This window comes from Streptomyces sp. NPDC051133, from assembly GCF_040682635.1.
In the GTDB taxonomy this organism is placed as follows: domain Bacteria; phylum Actinomycetota; class Actinomycetes; order Streptomycetales; family Streptomycetaceae; genus Streptomyces.
In genome coordinates this window covers 99,051-118,474 of the sequence record NZ_JBFBBK010000012.1, presented here as the reverse complement: position 1 = coordinate 118,474, position 19,424 = coordinate 99,051, and the positions used below count along the sequence as shown (strand labels likewise).

The window sequence follows — 19,424 nt, the reverse complement described above, 5'->3', positions numbered from 1 at the left end:
CCGGGGCATCCCCGGGGGGCAAGTGCCGGGCCGTCACCGCAGTTCCGCGAGTCCGCGCCGGGTGGCGGCCACCACCACCCGGTCCCCCTTCTCCAGCACATGGGAGGGGGAGGTGTCGGCCCGCCCCTCCACGGCCAGCACCCGCCAGGATCCGGCGCGGAACGCCTCCCGCACGGTCCGCCCCTCCAGCTGCGGGTGCCCGGCCACGTCGACGGCGGCGAACAGCAGCACCCTGCGCTCCACGGGGATCGCCCCGAGCACCTGCCGCCCGAGCATCGCCCCGGCGAAGGCGGGCGCGGCCAGGTGGGTGACGCTCCGGCTCCGGGTCAGCGCCTGCGGGTAGGCGGCCCGCAGGGTCCGGTACACGGCGGTGGCGAAGTCGTCGTCGTACAGCCGGAGCACCACCCGCAGGTCGGGCCGTACGTTGCGCGCGTACAGCACGGCCTCCAGGTTGGTGGTGTCCGCGCTGGTCACCGCGAGCAGCGCGTACGCCCGGTGGATCTTGGCGGACTCCAGGACGCCCTCCTGGGTGACGTCGCCGAGCACCACGGGGACCCGCAGCCGCCGCGCGGTCGCGAGGCCGCGCGCCTCCGGGTCGGACTCGACGCACACGACGGGCATGTTCAGCTCCCGCAGCCGCGTCAGCACCCGGGTGCCGATCTTGCCCAGGCCGAGCAGCACCACGTGCCCGCCGAGTCCGCGCGGCGGCTTGCGCAGGCCCGAGGCGGTGCGGAAGGTGCCCAGCGCCTCCAGCACGGCCGCCAGCAGCACCGGCAGCAGCAGCAACCCGACGAGTCCGGAGAGGAGTTGCAGGATCTGCCGGCCGAGGGGCGCCCCGAGGGCGGGGTCGTCGATCGCGAACAGGTCGAGGAGGGTGAGGTAGAAGGCGCGGAGCGGATGGATCCCCGGGGTCACCACCCACAGGGCGACGGCGAGCGCGACCACACAGCCCACCATGCCGGCCAGCGACCAGCGCAAACGCCGGGAGAACAGCGAGGACAGCGAGGGCACGCCGGCCACCCCGCGGCCGGGCGCGGCCGACTCCGGACCGCCCGTCGACGACACCTGCTCCAGCACGATGGCCCCGCGCCCGGAGGCCCGCCGCACCTCGTCGTCGTCCGGCAGCAGCCGCGGCTCGTGCTCCGCGCCCGCCGAACCGTCCGTCCCCGCCGGGTCGTTGGCCGACAGCAGGGCCAGCGTGCACAGCCCGGAGCCGGCGAGCTGCCCGTCCGCGGACGGCAGCCGCTCCACCGCCCGCAGCAGCAGACCGCCCTCGGTCTGGACGACCTTGCTGGTTCCGGCGACGGCGGTCGCGGCCAGCGCGGGGGCGGCGGTGTCGGCGTCGGACAGCACGGTGGTGGACGCCTCCGCACCCTCCTCGCCGTCGCCGTACGCCAACGCGGCCGCCTGGTCGAGGAGTTCCTCGATGTGCTGGCCGAGCCGCCGGTTGTAGAGCCGCAGGACGAGCCGCAGCCGCGGGTTGAGCCGGCGGGCGGTCAGGGCCGCGCGGATGTTGGTCTCGTCGTCGTCGTGGACGAGGGCGAGCGCGGCGGCCCGCTCCACCCCGGCCTCGGCGAGCACGGCCTCGGTCAGCTCGGTGGCCTCCAGCACCCGTTCACCGCTGCCGGCGCCCGTGCCGGCCGCGGTGGGCGGGGCGGGAGCGCCGCTCCGGCCGACCGTCGCGCTGACCACCCGGTCCAGCAGCGCCGACGCGGCCCGTGCCCGGCCGACCACCGGCGGTCTGGCCGTCCGCTCGTTCGGCGGCACCACGAGGGTGACCTGCTCGCCGTGGACGCCGCGCAACTCGGCGGCCAGCCGGTACGCGAGTCCGTCGTCCCCGCACACCACCATGTGCGGGGCCCTGGGCCCCACTTGATTCGGAACGCTCGCCACGAGGGGAAAGAGTGCCCCAAGGAGAGGGGTGGTTCCAGCAAGGAGATGAACGTATCCGGGGCGGCCGGCGTACTGAGGGGGAGGCAGCTCACCAGCCGGAGGTATCCGCCCGTGGCCATCACCGAAGACGCCCCGCCCGGCGCCGACGTACGGGATCCCGGGCACCCCCGCGGCGGACCGCCGTCCACGGAGGGCCGCCGGCTCAGCTCCCCGCTGGTGCTGACCCTCGTGCTGGTCCTCGCCGTGCTCGCCCAGTCCCCGATCCGCGGCGCCCTCGGCACCCCGCTGATGCAGAGCTGGACGACGGTGTTCGTCGCGGTGACCGTGCAGGCGCTGCCGTTCCTGGTCCTCGGCGTGCTGCTCTCGGCGGCGATCGCGGTGTTCGTCCCCCCGGCCTTCTTCGCGCGCGCCCTGCCGAGCCGGCCCGCGCTGGCCGTCCCCGTGGCCGGGGTCGCGGGTGCGGTGCTGCCGGGCTGCGAGTGCGCCTCGGTGCCGGTGGCGGGCGCGCTGGTGCGCAGGGGAGTGACCCCGGCCGCCGCGCTCGCCTTCCTGCTCTCCGCGCCCGCGATCAACCCGATCGTGCTCACCGCCACCGCCGTCGCCTTCCCCCGCAACCCGGAGATGGTGCTGGGCCGGTTCCTGGCGAGCCTGCTGGTGGCGTGCGCGATGGGCTGGCTGTGGCAGCGGCTGGGCCGCACGGACTGGCTGCGCCCGCCGGCCCACGGCACGCACGAGGGCGCGACCAGGGGGGAGACGTTCTGGAACTCGGTCCGGCACGACGTCATGCACGCCGGCGGCTTCCTGGTGCTGGGCGCGACGGCCGCGGCCACGCTGAAGGCGGCGACCCCGGCGACCTGGCTGCGCGCGGCGGCCGGCCAGCCTCTCGTCTCGGTCCTCGCGCTCGCCGTCCTCGCCGTCCTGCTGTCCATCTGCTCGGAGGCGGACGCGTTCGTCGCGGCGTCGCTGACCCAGTTCTCGATGACGGCCAAGCTGGTGTTCCTGGTGGTGGGCCCGATGATCGACCTCAAGCTGTTCGCGATGCAGGCCGGCACCTTCGGCCGCGCCTTCGCGCTCCGCTTCGCCCCCGCCACCTTCGTGCTGGCCGTGGCCGGCGCGGTCGTCACCGGGACGGTGCTCCTGTGAACCGCCACGCCCAGGCCGCCGTGATGTTCCTGCTCGGCGCCGCCCTGCTGCACGCGGGCGGCACCGGCCTGTACCTGCGCTACGTCAAGGCGGGACTGCAGCCGCTGCTGCTGGCCTCGGGCGTGGTGCTCGTCCTGGCCGCGCTGGCGACGGTCCGGTACGAACGCCGGCGCGCCCGGCGGCACGAGCAGCACAGCCACCCCGAACCCCGCATCTCCTGGCTGCTGTTGCTCCCCCTGCTCGCGCTCATCCTGGTCGCCCCGCCGGCCCTCGGCTCCTACAGCGCCCTGCGCTCCGGCACGGCCCTGCAGAAGCCGTACGCCTACGGCCCCCTGCCCGCCGGCGACCCGGTCCCGCTCTCCGTCGTCGACTACGCCTCCCGCGCCGCCTACGGCCACGGCCGCTCCCTGCACGGCCGCCCCGTCCGTGTCACCGGCTTCCTCGCCCTGGACCACGCGGGCGCGCCCTACCTGGTCCGGATGGCCCTCAACTGCTGTGCGGCGGACGCCCAGCCGGTGAAGATCGCCCTGACCGGCACGCTGCCCCCGGTGCTCCGCCCGGACGCCTGGCTCGAGGTGACCGGCGGCTACACGCCCCGGCTGGCCAGGGACCCGGTGAACGGCGGCCCCGTCCCGTACCTGTCGGTCACCTCGGCCAGGCCGGTCCCGGTGCCGCACGACCCGTACGACGAGACCTGGAACAACTGACCGCCCAGGAGGCCGTGACCGCCTAGGACCCTGTCAGGTCGAACCGCTCCAGATCCCGCATCCACGCGTGCGCGTTGCCGTCGGACGGGGCCCGCCAGTCGCCGCGCGGGGAGAGGGAGCCGCCCGCCGAGACCTTCGGGCCGTTCGGCATGGCCGAGCGCTTGAACTGCGCGAAGGCGAAGAAGCGGCGGCAGAACACCTCCAGCCAGTGCCGGATCTCCGCGAGGTCGTACGCCCCCCGGTCGGCCTCCGGGAAGCCGGGCGGCCAGGCGCCGGTGTGCGCGTCGTGCCAGGCGTGCCAGGCCAGGAAGGCGATCTTCGACGGCCGGAAGCCGTAGCGCAGCACGTGGAAGAGGGTGAAGTCGTGCAGCGCGTACGGGCCGATCTTGGACTCGGTGGACTGCATCTCCTCGCCCGGGACCAGCTCGGGGCTGATCTCGGTGTCCAGGATGGCGGCCAGGATCTTGCCGGTCTCCGGGTCGAACTGCTTGCTGCTGATGACCCAGCGGATCAGGTGCTGGATCAGCGTCTTGGGCACACCGGAGTTGACGTTGTAGTGGCTCATCTGGTCGCCGACGCCGTACGTGGACCAGCCGAGCGCCAGCTCGGAGAGGTCGCCGGTGCCCAGCACGATGCCGCCGCGCTGGTTGGCCAGCCGGAACAGGTAGTCGGTGCGCAGGCCGGCCTGCACGTTCTCGAAGGTGACGTCGTACACCGGCTCGCCGGAGGCGAACGGGTGGCCCATCTCCTGCAGCATCAGCCGTGCCGTCGGCGTGATGTCCAGCTCGGCCGCGGTGACCCCGAGCGCCCGCATCAGCTTGTGCGCGTTGTCCTTGGTGTGGTCGCTGGTGGCGAAGCCGGGCAGCGTGAAGGCCAGGATGTCGCTGCGCGGGCGGCCGGCGCGGTCCATGGCCCGGGCGGCGACGATCAGCGCGTGCGTGGAGTCCAGGCCGCCGGACACACCGATGACGACCTTCGGGCCGCCGATCGCCGCGAGCCGCTGCTGCAGCCCGGCGACCTGGATGTTGTAGGCCTCGTAGCAGTCCAGGGCGAGCCGGTCGGGGTCGGCGGGCACGAACGGGAAGCGCTCGACGCGGCGCTTGAGACCCAGGTCGGTCACCGGCGGGTCGAGTTCGAAGGACACCGTGCGGAAGTCGGCGGTGCGCGCGGCGTGCGTGCGGCGGTTGTCGTCGAAGGTGCCCATCCGGTGCCGCTCCTGCCGCAGCAGGTCGAGGTCGACGTCGGCCACCGCGAACTGGTCCCCGAGCGGGAAGCGGTCGGACTCGGCCAGCAGCGTCCCGTTCTCGTAGATCATGGTCTGGCCGTCCCAGGACAGGTCCGTCGTCGACTCGCCGAGCCCGGCCGCCGAGTAGACGTACGCGGCGAGGCAGCGTGAGGACGCCGAGCGGCACAGCAGCCTGCGGTCCTCGGCCCGGCCGACCGTGATCGGGCTGCCGGAGAGGTTGGCCAGGACGGTCGCGCCGGCCAGGGCCGCCTCCGCGCTGGGCGGCACCGGCACCCACATGTCCTCGCAGATCTCCGCGTGCAGGACCAGGCCGGGGACGTCCTGCGCGGCGAAGAGCAGGTCGACGCCGAACGGCACCGTCGCGTCGCCGATCCGGATCGTGCCGCCGCGCTCGTCGTCGCCCGGGGCGATCTGCCGGCGCTCGTAGAACTCCCGGTAGTTCGGCGGGTACGACTTGGGCGCCACGCCGAGGATGCGGCCGCGGTGGACGACCACCGCGCAGTTGTAGATCCGGTTGCGGTGGCGCAGCGGGGCGCCGACGACGAGGACCGGCAGCAGGTCCGCCGATCCGTCGACCACGTCCTTGAGCGCCGTCTCGACGTCGTCGAGGAGCGCGTCCTGCAGCAGCAGGTCCTCGATCGAGTAACCGCACAGGACGAGCTCCGGGAAGACGGCGACGGCGACGCCCTCCTCGGCGCACCGGCGCGCGTGGCGCAGGACCGCTTCGGCGTTGGCGGTCGGGTCGGCGATGACGGTGTGGCCCGTGCACGCGGCGACGCGCGCGAAGCCATGCTGATAGATCGACCAGAAGTTCAACGCGGCGTCCCTCACAGCCGAAGCGAATCTCGTACAGAAGGAAGCCTAATTCCCCTGCGGCGGGTGCCCCGGACAGGCCGGGACGCACCCTGCAACCGGCTGAAACCGCGGTGAAGCCGTTCTGAACCGCCCCGGCGGCACGCTCTGGGACATGACGACGACGGATCAGGCACACGCGATCGCGGCCACCGGGCTGCGCAAGGCCTACGGGGACAAGACCGTCCTCGACGGCATCGACATCCAGGTGCCCACGGGCACGATCTTCTCCCTGCTCGGGCCGAACGGCGCCGGCAAGACCACGGTGGTCAACATCCTGTCCACCCTGATCCCCGCCGACGGCGGCGCGGCCCGGATCGCCGGGCACGACCTCACCGCCGGGGCCCAGGCGGTCCGCGCGGCCATCGGGGTCACCGGCCAGTTCTCCGCGGTGGACGGGCTGATCACCGGCGAGGAGAACATGCTCCTGATGGCCGACCTGCACCACCTCTCCAGGAGCGAGGGCCGGCGGGTCACCGCCGAGCTGCTGGAGCGCTTCGACCTGGTCGAGGCCGCGAAGAAGCCCGCCTCCACCTACTCCGGCGGCATGAAGCGCCGCCTCGACATCGCCATGACCCTGGTCGGCGGCCCCCGGATCATCTTCCTCGACGAGCCGACCACCGGTCTCGACCCGCGCTCCCGGCACACCATGTGGCAGATCATCCGCGAACTGGTCTCCGGCGGCGTCACCGTCTTCCTCACCACCCAGTACCTCGACGAGGCCGACCAGCTCGCCGACCGCATCGCGGTCCTCGACGACGGCCGGATCGTCGCCGAGGGCAGCGCCGCCGAGCTGAAGCGGCTGGTGCCCGGCGGCCACGTACGGCTGCGGTTCTCCGACCCGGTGGCGTACGAGCGGGCGGCGACCGCCCTGCGCGAGACCACCCGCGACGACGACGCGCTCACCGTGCAGATCCCCAGCGACGGCAGCCAGCGCGAGCTGCGCGCCATCCTCGACTGGCTCGACACCGCCTGCATCGAGGCCGACGAGCTGTCCGTGCACACCCCGGACCTGGACGACGTGTTCTTCGCCCTGACGGCGAGCCCCGTACCGGCCCAGAGCAACGGCACCGACAACGGCACCGACAACGGCACCGCCAACGACAAGGAGACCGTCCGATGAGCACCGCCGGCCACGCCTACCGCGACAACCTCACCATGCTGCGGCGCAACCTCCTGCACGCCCGCCGCTACCCCTCCCTCACCCTGAACCTGCTGCTCACCCCGGTCATGTTGCTGCTGCTCTTCGTCTACGTCTTCGGTGACGTGATGAGCGCCGGCATCAACGGGGGCCACGCGGACCGCTCCGCGTACATCGCCTACCTGCTCCCCGGCATCCTGCTCATGACCATCGGCGGCACCGCGATCGGCACCGCGGTGACGGTGGCCACCGACATGACCGAGGGCATCATGGCCCGGTTCCGCACCATGGCCATCTCCCGGGCGTCGGTGCTGATCGGCCATGTGGCGGGCAGCGTGATCCAGATCATGGCGTCCCTGCTGCTCGTGCTGGCCATCGGCCTCGCCATCGGTTTCCGCCCGAACGCCACACCGCTGGAGTGGATCCTCGCCGTCGGGCTGCTGGCGCTGGTCAGCATCGCGATGACCTGGATCGCGGTCGGGATGGGCATGGCCAGCCCCAATGCCGAGGGCGCCAGCAACATGGCGATGCCGCTGATGATCCTGCCCCTGGTGGGCAGCGCCTTCGTGCCGGTGAGCCTCATGCCGGGCTGGTTCCGCTGGTTCGCCGAGTACCAGCCCTTCTCGCCCGCCATCGAGACCCTGCGCGGCCTGCTGCTGGGCAGCGGGATCGGCACGAAGAACGCGGTGCTGGCGGTCGGATGGTGCGTCGCACTGACCGTGCTGGGCTACCTGTGGTCCAAGGCGCAGTTCAACCGGGAGCCCCGGCGGTGACGTCGGCTGCGGCGCCGACGGGTCAAGCCGGCGGAGCCGTCAGTTCGTTCAGCGCCTCCGCCCGCAGCTCCTCCCGCCCCAGGGCGGCGTATCTCGACCTCGCGTCGGCGTACGCCGCCCTGTCGGCGTTCTCGGCCGCCGTCCGGGAGCGGGCCAGGGACAGTGTGGGGAACTCCCGTACCGCCGGCATCCGTTCCGCCAGCGCCACCAGCCGCACCGCCCCCGCGTCGCCCCGGGCCAGTCCGGCGAAGCCGAGGGCCAGCAACAGCGTTCCGTACACGGGCAGTTCCACTGGGGCGCTCTCGCCGCCGGCCCCGGACAGCATGCCGAGCAGCCGCTCCCGCAGCTCCTCGGCGAGGTCCGCCACGGGCTCCAGCCGGCCGGCCTGCGCGTGCGCCGCCAGCGCCGCCGAGCGCACCTCCAGCGACCACGGATCCACGAACGGGTCACCGGGATACAGCAGGCTGTCCGACCGTATCCGCGCGTCCGCCCGGCGCCACAGCCCGAGACCCAGCTCGGTCAGCCCGCGGGCCAGCGCGATCTCCGCCCGCACCGGCAGATCGGCGGTGAAGATCCGGGCGGACTCCGCCGGCTGGTCCAGCTCCGCGAGCCCCAGCCAGTACTCCGCCTCCTCCACGTCCCCGCGCTGCAGACAGGCGAGCACCAGCCCCCAGTGCACCCCCACCGAGTCCGACCAGTCGCCGAACCGGCTGAACTCGCGGAGCGCGTCCAGCGCGGCCCGCAGATGGTCGTACGCCTCCGCGCCCCGCTCGGTCTGCAGGCACAGCTCGCTGATCCGCCCGTAGGCGAGCAGCAGCATGGCCGGGCTGCCGAGCGGCCGCAGCGCGCCGAGCATCCGGCGGGCGTACTCCAGCGCGCGTTCCGTCTCGTGCCGGGACTCCCACACGTAGCTCGCCACGCAGGCCGCGACGCCCGCCACCAGGGGCTCGTCACCGTCGCACAGTTCGCCCAGGCGCTCGTAGCGCGGCGGACGGATGTCCGGTACGGCGCACAGCACGACCGACAGCGCCCGCACCAGGGTGTCCGGCGGTGCGGGCGGCAGCCGGCGCAGGGTGACCAGCTGCCGTACGGCGTGCGGGCCGCGCCCCATGAAGAGGCTCGTGGTGCACACGGCCGCCGCGCTGCGGGCCGTCTCCACGTCCTCGGGGTGCTCGGGCCCGGGGCGGAACCGGGACAGCGGGCCGCCGGTCTCGGCGGTGAGGGCGGCGAGCCGCAGGTAGTTGGAGTCGGTGGCCCACAGGGAGGCCAGTACGGCGGTGACGGCGGCCGTGGCGGGCCCGTCGGCGCGGGTCAGGGCGTGCCGCAGCGCCAGGACGAGGTTGTCCTGCTCGGCCCGGATGCGCAGCCACGCCGGTACGGCGTCGCCGGTGAACAGCACGTCGTGGTGGGCGCGGCCGAAGTCCCGCGCCCAGGACAGGAACCGGCCGGTGACCGCCTCCTCCTCACCGGCCTCGGCACGCTTGGCGGCGCCGAACTCCCGCAGCGTCTCCAGCATGTGGAAGCGCACCCCGGCCGGGCTGTCGCCGACCTTGATCAGTGACTGGCCGGCCAGCTGCTCCAGCAGTTCCAGCGCGTCCCCGGTGTCCCCGAGGACGTGCTCGGCCGCGTCCTCGGTGAAGCCGCCGGGGAAGACGGACAGGGCGCGCAGGGCGGCCCGGCCGTCGGCCTCCAGCAGGTTCCAGCTCCAGTCGACGACGGCCCGCAGCGTGCGGTGCCGCTCGGGCGCGTCACGGGCGCCGCCGCGCAGCAGCGCGAACCGGTCCCTGAGCCGGCGGGAGATGTCGGCCACGGACAGCACCCGCACCCGGGCCGCGGCCAGCTCCACGGCGAGCGGCAGCCCGTCCAGGTGGCCGCAGATCTCGGCGACCTCGTCCGCGGGCAGCTCGACCCCGGGCCGGGCGGCCCGTGCCCGCTGCAGGAAGAGTTCCACCGAGGTCGCCCGGGACAGCTCCGGCAGGGCGTACACGGACTCCGAGGTCAGTCCCAGCGGGGCCCGGCTGGTGGCCAGGATCCGCAGCTTGCCGGTCCGCGACACCAGGGCCCGGACGAGCGCGGCGGCACCCGCGACGACGTGCTCGCAGTTGTCCAGCACCAGCAGCGCGGGCCCGGCGCCGAGCGCGCCGATCACCCCGCTCACGGCGTCCCCGCCGCCGGCGAGCTGCCGGCCGTCGCCGGAGCCGACCGCCGAGGCGACCTCACCGGCCACGTCGTCGTCGGCGGTGACACCGGCCAGGGTGACGAAGTGCACCACGGGCTGCTCGGCGGCCCGGCTCACCGCGTGGGAGAGCCGGGTCTTGCCCAGCCCGCCGGGCCCGACGACGGTGACCACCCGGGAGCCGCGCAGCAGCCCGGCCACGGCGGCGACGTCGGCCTCCCGCCCCAGCAGCGGGTTCGGCTCGTGCGGCACGCCATGCCGCACCGGCGCCGCGTCGGCGGTGAGCAGCTCCTGGTACACGGCCCGCAGCCCCGGCCCGGGATCGGTGCCCAGCTGCTCCCGCAGTCGCCGGCGGTAGGCGTCGTACCGGGTCAGCGCCGCGGCCCGCCCCGTGGTCCGCGCCTCGCAGCGCAGCAGCTCCGCGAGCACCTCCTCGTCCCGCGGCAGCTCCCGGGCCAGGTCGGCCAGCGGTGCGGCGGCCTCCTCGCGCCGCCCGAGCCGGGCGAGGGCCAGCGCCCGGGACCGGGCCAGCGAGCGCAGGGCGGGCAGCCGGGCGAGGCGCAGCGCGGCCACCGGATCGTGCAGCTCCTCCCCGGCTCCGGCGCCGCCGCTCCCGTCCCACAGCGCCAGCCCCGCCTCGGCCCGCTCCAGGGCGCCCGCGTGATCCCCGGCCCGCGCGCGCTCGGTGCTCGCCGCCTCGTGCAGCAGCAGCGCCGAGCTGTCGACCCACGCCTCCTCAAGAGCCAGCCGGTAGCCCGTCGGTGTGCTCACGACCAGCTCGGCACCCACCTGCGCCCGCAGCCGCGACACCAGCACCTGCACCGCCTTGCCCGGCCGCTCCGGCAGCTCGTCCGGCCACAGCCCCTCCACCAGCCGGCCCGTGCTGCACCCGCCGCGCAGATCCTCGGCGAGCAGCGCGAGCAGCCCGCGCAGCCGGGGCGCGGTGATCTCCCGCCCACGGCAGGCGACTCGGGGAAGCAGGGTCAACTCGGTCGTCACGCCTGCACATTAGCCAGTCGGGGCCGGCTCCACAGGCCCCGGGCGGGCCGGTGCTCACATCCGCCGGCCGGACCCCCTGCTGCGCTTCGCCGCCGACCGCGCCCGCGACCCGCGCGAGCTGCGCAAGCTCCTGCGCCCGGACAACAAGGGCGAGCTGGCCCGGTGGTCCTGGGGCCGCCAGGCCGTGGACCTGGTCGCCGAGTTCGGCCTCCGGGCCGGGGCCGAGGAGTGGGCGGAGGTCCTGGGCCGTCTGCAGCCCCGCCTGTACTCGATGTCGTCCAGCCACCTGACCGACCCTCACCAGGTGTCGCCGACCCTCTCCGTCGTCCGCTACGAGAACCTGGCCGGCCGCCCCCGCCGGGGCGTGTGCTCCCCCTTCCTCGCCGACGCCGACGCCGACGCCGACGCCGACGCCGACGCCGACGCCGACGCCGACGCCGACGCCGACGCCGAGCCCGGCACGCCCGTCCCGGTCCGCGTCCAGCGGGCACCGCACCTCCGCCCGCCCGCCGACCCCGCCACACCGGCTGTGGTCGTGGCTGCGGGACGGCGCCCACTTCTACCTCTGCGGCGACGCCCCCGCATGGCCAAGGACGTCGACCGGGCCCTCAGGGAGATCGCCAAGCGTTACGTCCGCGACGTGTACTGACCCCCCCGGCGGATGACTGCGAATGAGTGGTTCTTCATACAGCTACATATAGGGCCGACTACATATACGGCCGACTACATATAGGGCCGACCGATACCTGCACAACGTGTTTGTCCGGCTAATCCTTCACCCGATCGCCACGCACCCATCACCGCATGGCGGCGTTACTTCGAATATGACCAAGGCAACGGGTTCCATGCGGCTGGGCTCCTACACGTACCTGCCCGCCCCGCCCCGCGCGGACACCGCGAAGGGCATTCTTATGAAGGGTGGACTGCCGGTCACACTGGAGGTGACAGGGGAGATCGTCCAGGACTTCATGGAAGCGATGAGTGCCTTGGAAAGGGATCTTTCGAGACGGTGGCGGGCTGCGGAATCCTGGTTCTGTGAATCACCGGCGGAATGATCAAGCGGAGTCATGTATTACGAGCGACTGGGGAATTACCCAGATCTCGGCGCCGAGTACACGGACGGCCTTCAGATCCCCTTGATCCCTCCGGAATCGGGCTGGGATCCCGCAGCGGAGCTGGCGTTCATGCTGCAGGACGCCATGGAGGAACAGCAGGCCAGGATCCCGGCCGCGCGCCATGAGGATCAGCCCGTCGACCCGGCCCCGAGGACGCCCCGCGAAGCCCTGGTGGAAATCACGGCGGAACTTCCCCCGCTGAAAGCTGCCCCTCGGGGGCACCGCAAGGTACGGACACGGCAGCGCCCGGACGGGCTCCGGATCGCCAGCTACTGCATTGCCGCGATGGTGACCGTCATCGCCTCCGCGGTGAGCATTTTCGGCGGCCTCATCGCCTATGACCCGCTGCGGTTGGTCGCGGCGTCCCGGACCCAGAGCGGCTCCGTTCCCTGGTGGCCTCTTCTGGTGTTCGGTCCCTGGCTGGTGGCGGCGCTGTCCGTCTTCCGGTCGGCGCTGCACCAGCGCCGGGCCTTTCATTCCTGGTGCGTGCTCCTGCTCTTCTCCGCGTTCGCCATGACGCTGTGTGTCGCGCAGGCACCGAAGAACGTCATCGCCACGGCCGCGGCAGCCCTGCCGAGTTTCGCGTCCCTGGCCTGTTTCCAGCAGGTGGTGCGACAGATCACCCTGACCAGGCCGCCCCGGCGGCGGACCCTGCCCCGGCACCGGGTGAAGTCGGCCGAGGCGCCCACCGAGGAAGCGGCCACCGGACAGCCGCCCAGGGGCCGCCGGCCGGTCTGAGCCTTCGGAGCCGGTGGTGTTCGTCGCGCCGCGCGGCCGGGTGCCGCGGGCTACATGTCGAGGTCGTCGAACTGGTCGAGGAGGAAGTCGACCGGTGGCTGGTCCGCGGCGGCGGACGCGCCGTCGTGCAGGACCTGCTCCGCCCAGATGACCTTGCCGTGGGTGGTGTAGCGCGTCCCCCAGCGCTGGGCGAACTGCGCCACCAGGAACAGCCCCCGGCCGCCCTCGTCGGTGGTCGCCGCCCGCCGCAGGCGCGGCGAGGTGCCGCTGCCGTCCGACACCTCGCAGATCAGACAGCGCCCGTACAGCAGCCGTACCCGGACCGGCGGCGAGCCGTAGCGGATGGCGTTCGTGAGCAGCTCGCTGAGGATCAGTTCCGTGGCGAACGCGGCATCCTCCAGCCCCCAGCCCAGCAGGGTCTCCCGGCAGCGCGCCCGTATCGAGGGCACCAGCGCCGGATCCGACGGCACCTCCCACTCGGCCACGCGCGAGGACGGGATCATCCGGGTCCGCGCCGCAAGCAGCGCGATGTCGTCGCTGGCGTGCGACGGCTTCAGCGCGTCGATCACCGCCCGGCACGTCTCCTCCGGGGCGCGGCCCCCGTATCCGGCCAGCGTCTGCCGCAGCCTGTCCATCCCGACGTCGATGTCCTGGTCGCGGTTCTCCACCAGGCCGTCGGTGTACAGCACCAGTTGCGAGCCCTCCGGCAGGCGCAGCTCGGCCGTCTCGAAGGGGTAGCCGCCCAGGCCGAGCGGCGCCGAGGCCGGCACGCCGGGACAGGTCACCGTTCCGTCCGGATCCACCACCACCGGCTCCGGATGTCCCGCCCGGGCCATCGTGCAGGTCCCGGCCACCGGGTCGTAGACCGCGTAGAGACAGGTCGCTCCCGTCACCCCCTCGCCCTCGTGGCCGTTCACGGCATCGCCCGCGTCGTCCTCGCTGTCCATGCGGACGACCAGGTCGTCCAGGTTCCCGAGCACCTCGTCCACGGGCAGGTCCAGGGTGGAGAAGTTGTGCACCGCCGTGCGCAGCCGGCCCATCGTCGCCGCCGCGTGCAGCCCGTGGCCGACGACGTCCCCCATCACCAGGGCCACTCGGGCGCCCGGGAGCGGGATGACGTCGAACCAGTCCCCGCCCACCCCCGCCTCCGCGGGCAGATACCGCCAGGCCACCTCCAGCGCGTCCTGGTCCGGCTGCCCCCGCGGCAGCAGGCTGCGCTGCAGCGTCACCGCCATCGCGTGCTCGCGGGTGAACCTCCGGGCGTTGTCGATGGCCAGTGCCGCCCGCGCGGCCAGCTCCTCCGCGAAGGAGAGGTCCTCCGGCTCGAAGGGCGGGGAATCCGCCGTCCGGTAGAAGTTCACCACCCCCAGCAGGACGTTCCGCGCCCGCAGCGGTACGGCCAGCAGCGAACGGAATCCGCACTCCAGGGCCTTCCGGGCGCGCTCGGGATCCTGTGCCCGCCAGCCGTGGGCCTGCCGCAGGTCCGGCTCCAGCATGACCCGCCGCTCCTGCAGGGTCCGCATCTGCGGCGTCCGGCGCGAGAACGTGATCAGTTCGCCCACCGGATACACCGGCACCGTCCGCCGCTCACCGCCGATCGCCGCCCGGCGCAGATGCCGCCAGCCCTCGGCCGTCGGCTCCCAGCCGCGGAGCACCGCGTCGAGCAGGTCCACCGTCACGAGGTCGGCGAACTGCGGCGCCGTCACGTCGGCCAGCTCCTGGGCGGTCCGCCCCACGTCCAGCGTCGTGCCGATGCCCAGCCCGGCCTCGTACAGCAGCTTCAGCCGCTCCCGCGCGACCTCGGCCCGCCCCGAGACCGCCGCCAGCTCCGTGGTGTCCCGCAGGGTCACCACGCTGCCTCCGTGGTCGCCCCGCGGGTACGTCAGCCGCTTGTTCACCGCCAGCAGGCGGTCCCCGGCGAGATACACCTCGTCGGTGACCGCCTTCGGTGTCGTCAGCAGGAGCGTGATCGACTCCGGAAGGCCCAGCTCCCGCACCGGGCGCCGCCCCACGTCCGGCGGCAGTCCGAGCAGCCGGGTCGCCTCGTCGTTGGCCAGTACGAGGTATCCGTCGGCGTCGATGATCAGCACGCCTTCCCGGACCGCGTGCAGGACCGCCTCGTGGTGCTCGTACAGTTGCGCCAGCTCCGCGGGCGCCAGGCCGTGCGTCTGCCGGCGCAGCCGCCGGGACACCAGGGTCGTCCCCGCCACGGCCAGCCCCAGCGCGACGGCGCCGCTGGCCAGGATGATCGGCAGCATCGGCAGCCACAGCGCCGCGACGTTCCTGACCGTGATCCCGGCGGAGACCAGGCCGACCACCGTGCCGTGCGCGTCGGTCACCGGGACCACCGCCTGCACGGCGGTTCCCCTGCCCGCGGGCAGCGGCGGCCCGCCGGCCTGCTCGACGACGGTCTTGCCCTTCAGCGCCGGGCCGATGGTGCCGACGAACTTCTTCCCGATCTCGCTCGGGTAGGGATACGTGTAACGGATCCCCTTCGTGTCCGTGACGACGACGAAGTCGATGCCCGCGCGCTTGCGCACCGCCTCGGCCTTCGGCTGGAGCACCGCCGTGGGGTCCGGGCTCCGCAGCGCCTCGGCGGTGCCGGGCGCGTTCGCGAACGACTGGGCCGCGACGACGGACTCGCGCCGCCCCTGCTGCAGTGCGTTATTCGCCGTCTGCAGCACCATGGCCGCCACCGCGGCCGCGACCAGCAGGACCACGATGACGACCTGGACGAGGAACACCTGACCGGCCGCACTGCGCGGGTCCAGCAGGGAAGCGCCACGCGCGCGCGGGCGCCCGACGGACGGACGACGCTCCGGGCCCCGAGGGCGCCCGGACATTTCCTCCATACACCCTTGATAACACCGTGGCCTGTGGACGGCGGCAGGTGGCGCGGACGAGACCGGCACCTCGTCGGGCACCGGGCTCTGGCCTGGTGTTTCCCGGCGGTCGGAGCCCGATCCTCCGGCCTGCTCGGTGAAAGCCGCGACACCGGGGCCGGCGCGGGAGTGGCGGTGCGCGGCGGGCTCAGCGGGCGGGGACCCGGGCCGGGGGTGCCCCGGCGGCCAGCCGGGAGATCTCGGCGGCGACGGCCTCCGGATCGGCGGCGACGGTGACGCGGGCGGCACCGTCCAGGGCGGGGTGGGCTCCGACGCGCACCGAGTGCCGGGCATGGCGCAGCAGCTCGACGTCGTTGATGTCGTTGCCGAAGGCGTTGTATTCGCCGATCCCCAGGGCGGTCAGGGCTTCCCACTTCGTCGTCGTGCCCGGGGCGAAGTCGATGACCGCCTCGTCGAGATGGTGGTTGACCGTCATCCCGAGCGCCCGGCCGGCCCCGGCGAGGGCCGCCATGTCCGTCGCGTCGACGACGAGGAACTTCACGACCGCGGGGAGGTCGGCAAGCTCCACCCGGCGGGCGAGACCCCCTTGGTCGACCCGGCCGCGGATCGGGTGGCCGTCCGGCCCGGTGTAGGCGTAGTCCCAGGGCCCGTCCGCGAGATAGCCCGCCCGGTAGCGCTCCACCTCGGCCAGCAGTGCCGCGAGTTCGTCCCGGCCGAACGCGGCTCGGGCCCGGACCCGGCCGTCGACCGAGACGAGGCTGCCGTTCCCGCCGATCAGCGTGGCGGCGGGGAAGGCTCCGTCGAGGACGGGCAGGAGGTCGCGGACCGGCCGGGCGGAGGCGAAGACCAGCCGGTGGCCGGCGCGTTCACAGGCCCCGACCGCGGCGAGGATCCGGTCGTCGATGGACCGCCCGTCGAAGCAGAGCGTGCCGTCGACGTCGAAGACCGTGGTGCGGGCGCTGGGCGTGATCACCGTGGGATGGTATCCAGCCGCCGCACCCCGCGGGCCGCCGCGCGTACGGCGGGCGCCGGCCGCTAAGGCGTCAGCCTGCCAGGCCACAAGCTGCCACGGATTCTGCTTGGCTTCCCCCTGGAAAGGATTGCAGACTCTAAGGCATAGGGGGAGCGAGAGCGGTTGAGTAATCCGGAAGAGGCTGTCACCCACCCCTGTTTTGTCGAATTCCATTTCTTTCCAGGGGGATAAAGATGAAGAAGTTCGTGGCTCATGCTCTCGCTCTGTCCGCAGCTGCCGTGCTGGCGCTGACGGCTTACACGACGGGCGGCGCACACGCGGAGACGCACACCGTTGCCGCTCCTGCGGACAGCCTCAACTGGGACTGACATCCGCCCGCTGCGGCAGTTGACTCTGGGATAGCGATAGGACGACCGGGGATGAGCGAAATGAACCTCTTGGTGTGCCGGTGGGACCGGGTGACCCTGGAAGCATTGCTGGATCGTGGGGCCCGAGTGACCCTGATCTTCGACGAATGGGAGGCCGCCAACAGGGGAATCGACCCCGAGCTGATCGCCCGGGTCGACCGGCACTACGTGATCCGCAGCTTCGACGCCCTCGACGAGATGGCGCAGCTCGCGGTGGAGATCCGGTCCACCGGTGTGAAGGTCGACCGGGTCCTCAGCCTCTCCGAGTTCAGCCAGTTCGGCGCCGCCTACCTCGCCACCGCGCTCGGTCTCGAGCAGCCGGCGATCGAGAAGTCCGTCCTGATGCGTGACAAACGGGCCATGAAGGAGCGTGCCCGGCAGGGCGGGATCACCTGCGCCCGCCATGTGTCGCTGTCCACCGCCGACGTCGAGGGCTCGGTGCGCCGGGTCACCGACGAACTCGGCTTCCCGGTGGTCGTCAAGCCCGCCGCGGGACTCGGCTCGGTCGCCACCTCCCTGGTCGGCGACGCCGCGGAACTCGCCGGGATTCTGCGCGAGGCCGGTGCGGACACCGTCGCGCGGTTCCTGATCGCGGAAGAGCCGATCGACGGGGACGAGTACCACGTCGACGCCGTCTGGGAGGACGGGAAGGCGCAGATCCTCGCGGTGAGCCGGTACCTCCGGCCGCGCATGACCGTCGAGACGCCCGGCCACGACAACGGCTCGATCCTCCTGCCGCGGGAACGCGAGCCGGAGCTGTACGCCGAGGTGGAGGAGCTGCACGAGTGGATCAACGCCGCCTTCGACATCACGGACGACATCACCCACCTGGAGATCTTCCGCCGTTCCGACGGGCGTCTGTGGTTCTCCGAGATCGCCACCCGGTTCGCGGGCGGCGCCATCCCCGAGAGCTTCGGCCCGCTCGGTGCCGACCTGCGCGAACTCTGGGTCGAGGCCATCATGGGCGCCGGGCGTGAGCCGCTGACGCTGCGCCGGCCGCCGTACCCGTACGTGGGCTGGATCAACCTGGCCCCGGCCGAGGCGGGCACCATCCTCAAGGACCCGTCGGACGAGCTGATCTCCCGTTTCCCCTACGTCCTGGACACCATCCGGTCCCGCTCGGTGGGGTTCGAGATCGGCGAACTGCACCCCTCGGTGTGGTGCCTGATGCTGGTGATCGGGGCGGAGAGCGAGGAGCAGTTCCGTGAGCGGGCCGCCGAGCTGGAGGCCGCTCTGCTCCCGGCCTACGAGATGGGCGGGACGTCGTGACCGCGCTGACCGAGGCGCCCGCCACCGCGCGGACGGAGGCCAAGCTGGGTTTCGGGGTGCGTTTCTCCCGGCACATGGTGACGGCCAGGTGGACCCCCGCGCTCGGCTGGTCGCCGCTCGGCCTGGTTCCGCACCGGCCGCTGGAGCTGTCGCCCGCGGCCATGGCACTCCACTACGGGCAGGCGGTCTTCGAGGGGCTCAAGGCGTACCCGCGCGTGGACGGTTCGCTCGCGCTGTTCCGCCCGGGGGTCAACGCCGAGCGCCTCAACCGCAGCGCGCGGCGGCTGGCGATGCCCGAACTGCCGGTCACGCTCTTCACGGAGGCCTGTGAGCAGCTGGTGCGGGCCGACGCGGACGAGGTTCCGCGCGGTCCCGGGCAGAGCCTGTACCTGCGGCCGTTCATGGTCGCGGTCGAGCCGAGCCTCGGTGTGCGGCCGGCGAACGAGTACCTCTTCGCGGTCATCGCCTCGCCCGTCGACCACTTCTTCGCGGACGGCTACGAGGCCATCGACGTGTGGTGCGCGACCGACGAGATCCGTGCCGCGCCCGGTGGCACCGGAGCCGCCAAGTGCGCGGGCAACTACGCGGCCAGTCTCTCGGCGAAGGCGCAGGCCCTCGCCCGCGGATGCCACGAGGTGCTGTGGCTGGACGCCCGGGAGCACCGGTTCGTGGAGGAGCTCGGGGCGATGAACTTCTTCGCGGTCGGCCGCGACGAGACGGGCGAGCCGTTGCTGGTCACGCCCGAGCTCTCGGGAACGATCCTCGCCGGGAACACCCGGGGGAGTCTCATCGAACTCGCCGGCGACCTGGGCATCCGCACCGTGCAGCGCCCGGTCGCCCTGGCCGAACTGACCGCCCCCGACGGGCCGTTCACCGAGGCGTTCGCGTGCGGCACCGCCGCCTCCGTCGTACCCATCGGAGCCGTGACCACCCCGGAGGGGCGCAGCGTCATCGGGGACGGACGCCCCGGGCACGTCACCACGCGGTTGCGTGACGAACTCACCGCGATCCAGTACGGGCAGCGAACGGACGGGCGCGGCTGGATGCACGCCGTGTGAGCCGAGCGCTGAATTCATACAGGGCCGTTGGCGTCAGAGAATTCTCAAGAATTCTCTGACGCCAACGGCCTTTTCGTGTGCGTCGCTTCGT

The 19,424-nt window shown here is 73.1% G+C and carries 14 protein-coding genes and 1 pseudogene; 10 read left to right on the top strand and 5 right to left on the bottom strand.

The features are described from left to right. Positions 1-33: 33 nt before the first annotated feature. Positions 34-1,851 (bottom strand): NAD-binding protein, encoded by a 1,818-nt coding sequence (locus AB0N17_RS15075; RefSeq protein ID WP_366011819.1) that lies wholly within the window; start codon positions 1,849-1,851, stop codon positions 34-36. 153 nt (positions 1,852-2,004) lie between these two features. Between AB0N17_RS15075 and AB0N17_RS15070 the strand changes: the two genes are divergently transcribed. Both AB0N17_RS15070 and AB0N17_RS15065 read left to right on the top strand, forming a co-directional pair. Beyond that, positions 2,005-3,036, top strand: a complete 1,032-nt coding sequence (locus tag AB0N17_RS15070; RefSeq protein ID WP_366011742.1) for a permease — start codon at positions 2,005-2,007, stop codon at positions 3,034-3,036. Further along, positions 3,033-3,743 carry a TIGR03943 family protein gene (locus AB0N17_RS15065; protein WP_366011741.1) on the top strand — a complete coding sequence of 237 codons (711 nt, stop codon included), beginning with the start codon at positions 3,033-3,035 and terminating at the stop codon, positions 3,741-3,743. The genes AB0N17_RS15070 and AB0N17_RS15065 overlap by 4 nt, the downstream gene beginning before the upstream one ends. Positions 3,744-3,765: 22 nt before the next feature. Here the strand turns inward: AB0N17_RS15065 and AB0N17_RS15060 are convergent, their stop codons facing one another. Further along, positions 3,766-5,805 carry an NAD(+) synthase gene (locus AB0N17_RS15060; RefSeq protein WP_366011818.1) on the bottom strand — a complete coding sequence of 680 codons (2,040 nt, stop codon included), beginning with the start codon at positions 5,803-5,805 and terminating at the stop codon, positions 3,766-3,768. Positions 5,806-5,956: 151 nt separating this feature from the next. Here AB0N17_RS15060 and AB0N17_RS15055 point away from each other — a divergent pair, with 151 nt between their 5' ends. Then, the gene (locus tag AB0N17_RS15055) at positions 5,957-6,964 is read left to right on the top strand and encodes an ATP-binding cassette domain-containing protein (RefSeq protein WP_366011740.1); all 1,008 of its coding nucleotides are present in this window, start codon (positions 5,957-5,959) and stop codon (positions 6,962-6,964) included. Further along, entirely contained in the window at positions 6,961-7,755 is a 795-nt protein-coding gene (locus tag AB0N17_RS15050; protein WP_366011739.1) for an ABC transporter permease, read from the top strand. Before AB0N17_RS15055 ends, AB0N17_RS15050 begins: the two co-directional genes overlap by 4 nt. 22 nt (positions 7,756-7,777) lie before the next feature. Here AB0N17_RS15050 and AB0N17_RS15045 read toward each other — a convergent pair whose 3' ends face one another. After that, a complete protein-coding gene (locus AB0N17_RS15045) occupies positions 7,778-10,930 on the bottom strand; it encodes a BTAD domain-containing putative transcriptional regulator (protein ID WP_366011738.1) in 3,153 nt (1,050 codons plus the stop codon). A gap of 73 nt (positions 10,931-11,003) precedes the next feature. Between AB0N17_RS15045 and AB0N17_RS15040 the strand changes: the two are divergent. From AB0N17_RS15040 to AB0N17_RS15030, 3 genes and pseudogenes are all read left to right on the top strand, one after another. Continuing rightward, a pseudogene (locus tag AB0N17_RS15040) lies at positions 11,004-11,552 on the top strand (hypothetical protein); the annotation flags it as partial. 202 nt (positions 11,553-11,754) lie between these two features. Further along, positions 11,755-11,985, top strand: coding sequence for a hypothetical protein (locus tag AB0N17_RS15035; protein WP_366011737.1), 231 nt, complete (start codon positions 11,755-11,757; stop codon positions 11,983-11,985). 129 nt (positions 11,986-12,114) lie between these two features. Continuing rightward, the gene (locus AB0N17_RS15030; protein WP_366011736.1) at positions 12,115-12,783 is read left to right on the top strand and encodes a DUF2637 domain-containing protein; all 669 of its coding nucleotides are present in this window, start codon (positions 12,115-12,117) and stop codon (positions 12,781-12,783) included. 50 nt (positions 12,784-12,833) lie between these two features. Here the strand turns inward: AB0N17_RS15030 and AB0N17_RS15025 are convergent, their stop codons facing one another. Together AB0N17_RS15025 and AB0N17_RS15020 are read right to left on the bottom strand one after the other, a co-directional pair. Then, positions 12,834-15,626 carry a SpoIIE family protein phosphatase gene (locus AB0N17_RS15025; protein WP_366011735.1) on the bottom strand — a complete coding sequence of 931 codons (2,793 nt, stop codon included), beginning with the start codon at positions 15,624-15,626 and terminating at the stop codon, positions 12,834-12,836. Between the two features lie 187 nt (positions 15,627-15,813). Next, complete coding sequence (locus AB0N17_RS15020) at positions 15,814-16,599, bottom strand: HAD family hydrolase (protein WP_366011734.1); 786 nt, start codon at positions 16,597-16,599, stop codon at positions 15,814-15,816. 233 nt (positions 16,600-16,832) lie between these two features. On the opposite strand from AB0N17_RS15020, the gene AB0N17_RS15015 reads away from it, so the two are divergent. The 3 genes from AB0N17_RS15015 to AB0N17_RS15005 are packed head-to-tail and all read left to right on the top strand — an operon-like array spanning position 16,833 to position 19,333. Next, positions 16,833-16,967, top strand: a complete 135-nt coding sequence (locus AB0N17_RS15015; protein ID WP_366011733.1) for a hypothetical protein — start codon at positions 16,833-16,835, stop codon at positions 16,965-16,967. Positions 16,968-17,018: 51 nt separating this feature from the next. Continuing rightward, a complete protein-coding gene (locus tag AB0N17_RS15010) occupies positions 17,019-18,275 on the top strand; it encodes an ATP-grasp domain-containing protein (protein ID WP_366011732.1) in 1,257 nt (418 codons plus the stop codon). Beyond that, positions 18,272-19,333, top strand: coding sequence for a branched-chain amino acid aminotransferase (locus AB0N17_RS15005; RefSeq protein WP_366011731.1), 1,062 nt, complete (start codon positions 18,272-18,274; stop codon positions 19,331-19,333). The genes AB0N17_RS15010 and AB0N17_RS15005 overlap by 4 nt, the downstream gene beginning before the upstream one ends. The last annotated feature ends 91 nt before the right edge of the window (positions 19,334-19,424 follow it).

Coding starts and splice junctions, on each gene's coding strand:
- AB0N17_RS15075 (WP_366011819.1), bottom strand. CDS start 1,851: ATGGTGGTGTGCGGGGACGACGGACTCGCGTACCGGCTGGCCGCCGAG.
- AB0N17_RS15055 (WP_366011740.1), top strand. CDS start 5,957: ATGACGACGACGGATCAGGCACACGCGATCGCGGCCACCGGGCTGCGC.
- AB0N17_RS15050 (WP_366011739.1), top strand. CDS start 6,961: ATGAGCACCGCCGGCCACGCCTACCGCGACAACCTCACCATGCTGCGG.
- AB0N17_RS15035 (WP_366011737.1), top strand. CDS start 11,755: ATGACCAAGGCAACGGGTTCCATGCGGCTGGGCTCCTACACGTACCTG.
- AB0N17_RS15030 (WP_366011736.1), top strand. CDS start 12,115: ATGCTGCAGGACGCCATGGAGGAACAGCAGGCCAGGATCCCGGCCGCG.
- AB0N17_RS15025 (WP_366011735.1), bottom strand. CDS start 15,626: ATGTCCGGGCGCCCTCGGGGCCCGGAGCGTCGTCCGTCCGTCGGGCGC.
- AB0N17_RS15015 (WP_366011733.1), top strand. CDS start 16,833: ATGAAGAAGTTCGTGGCTCATGCTCTCGCTCTGTCCGCAGCTGCCGTG.
- AB0N17_RS15010 (WP_366011732.1), top strand. CDS start 17,019: ATGAGCGAAATGAACCTCTTGGTGTGCCGGTGGGACCGGGTGACCCTG.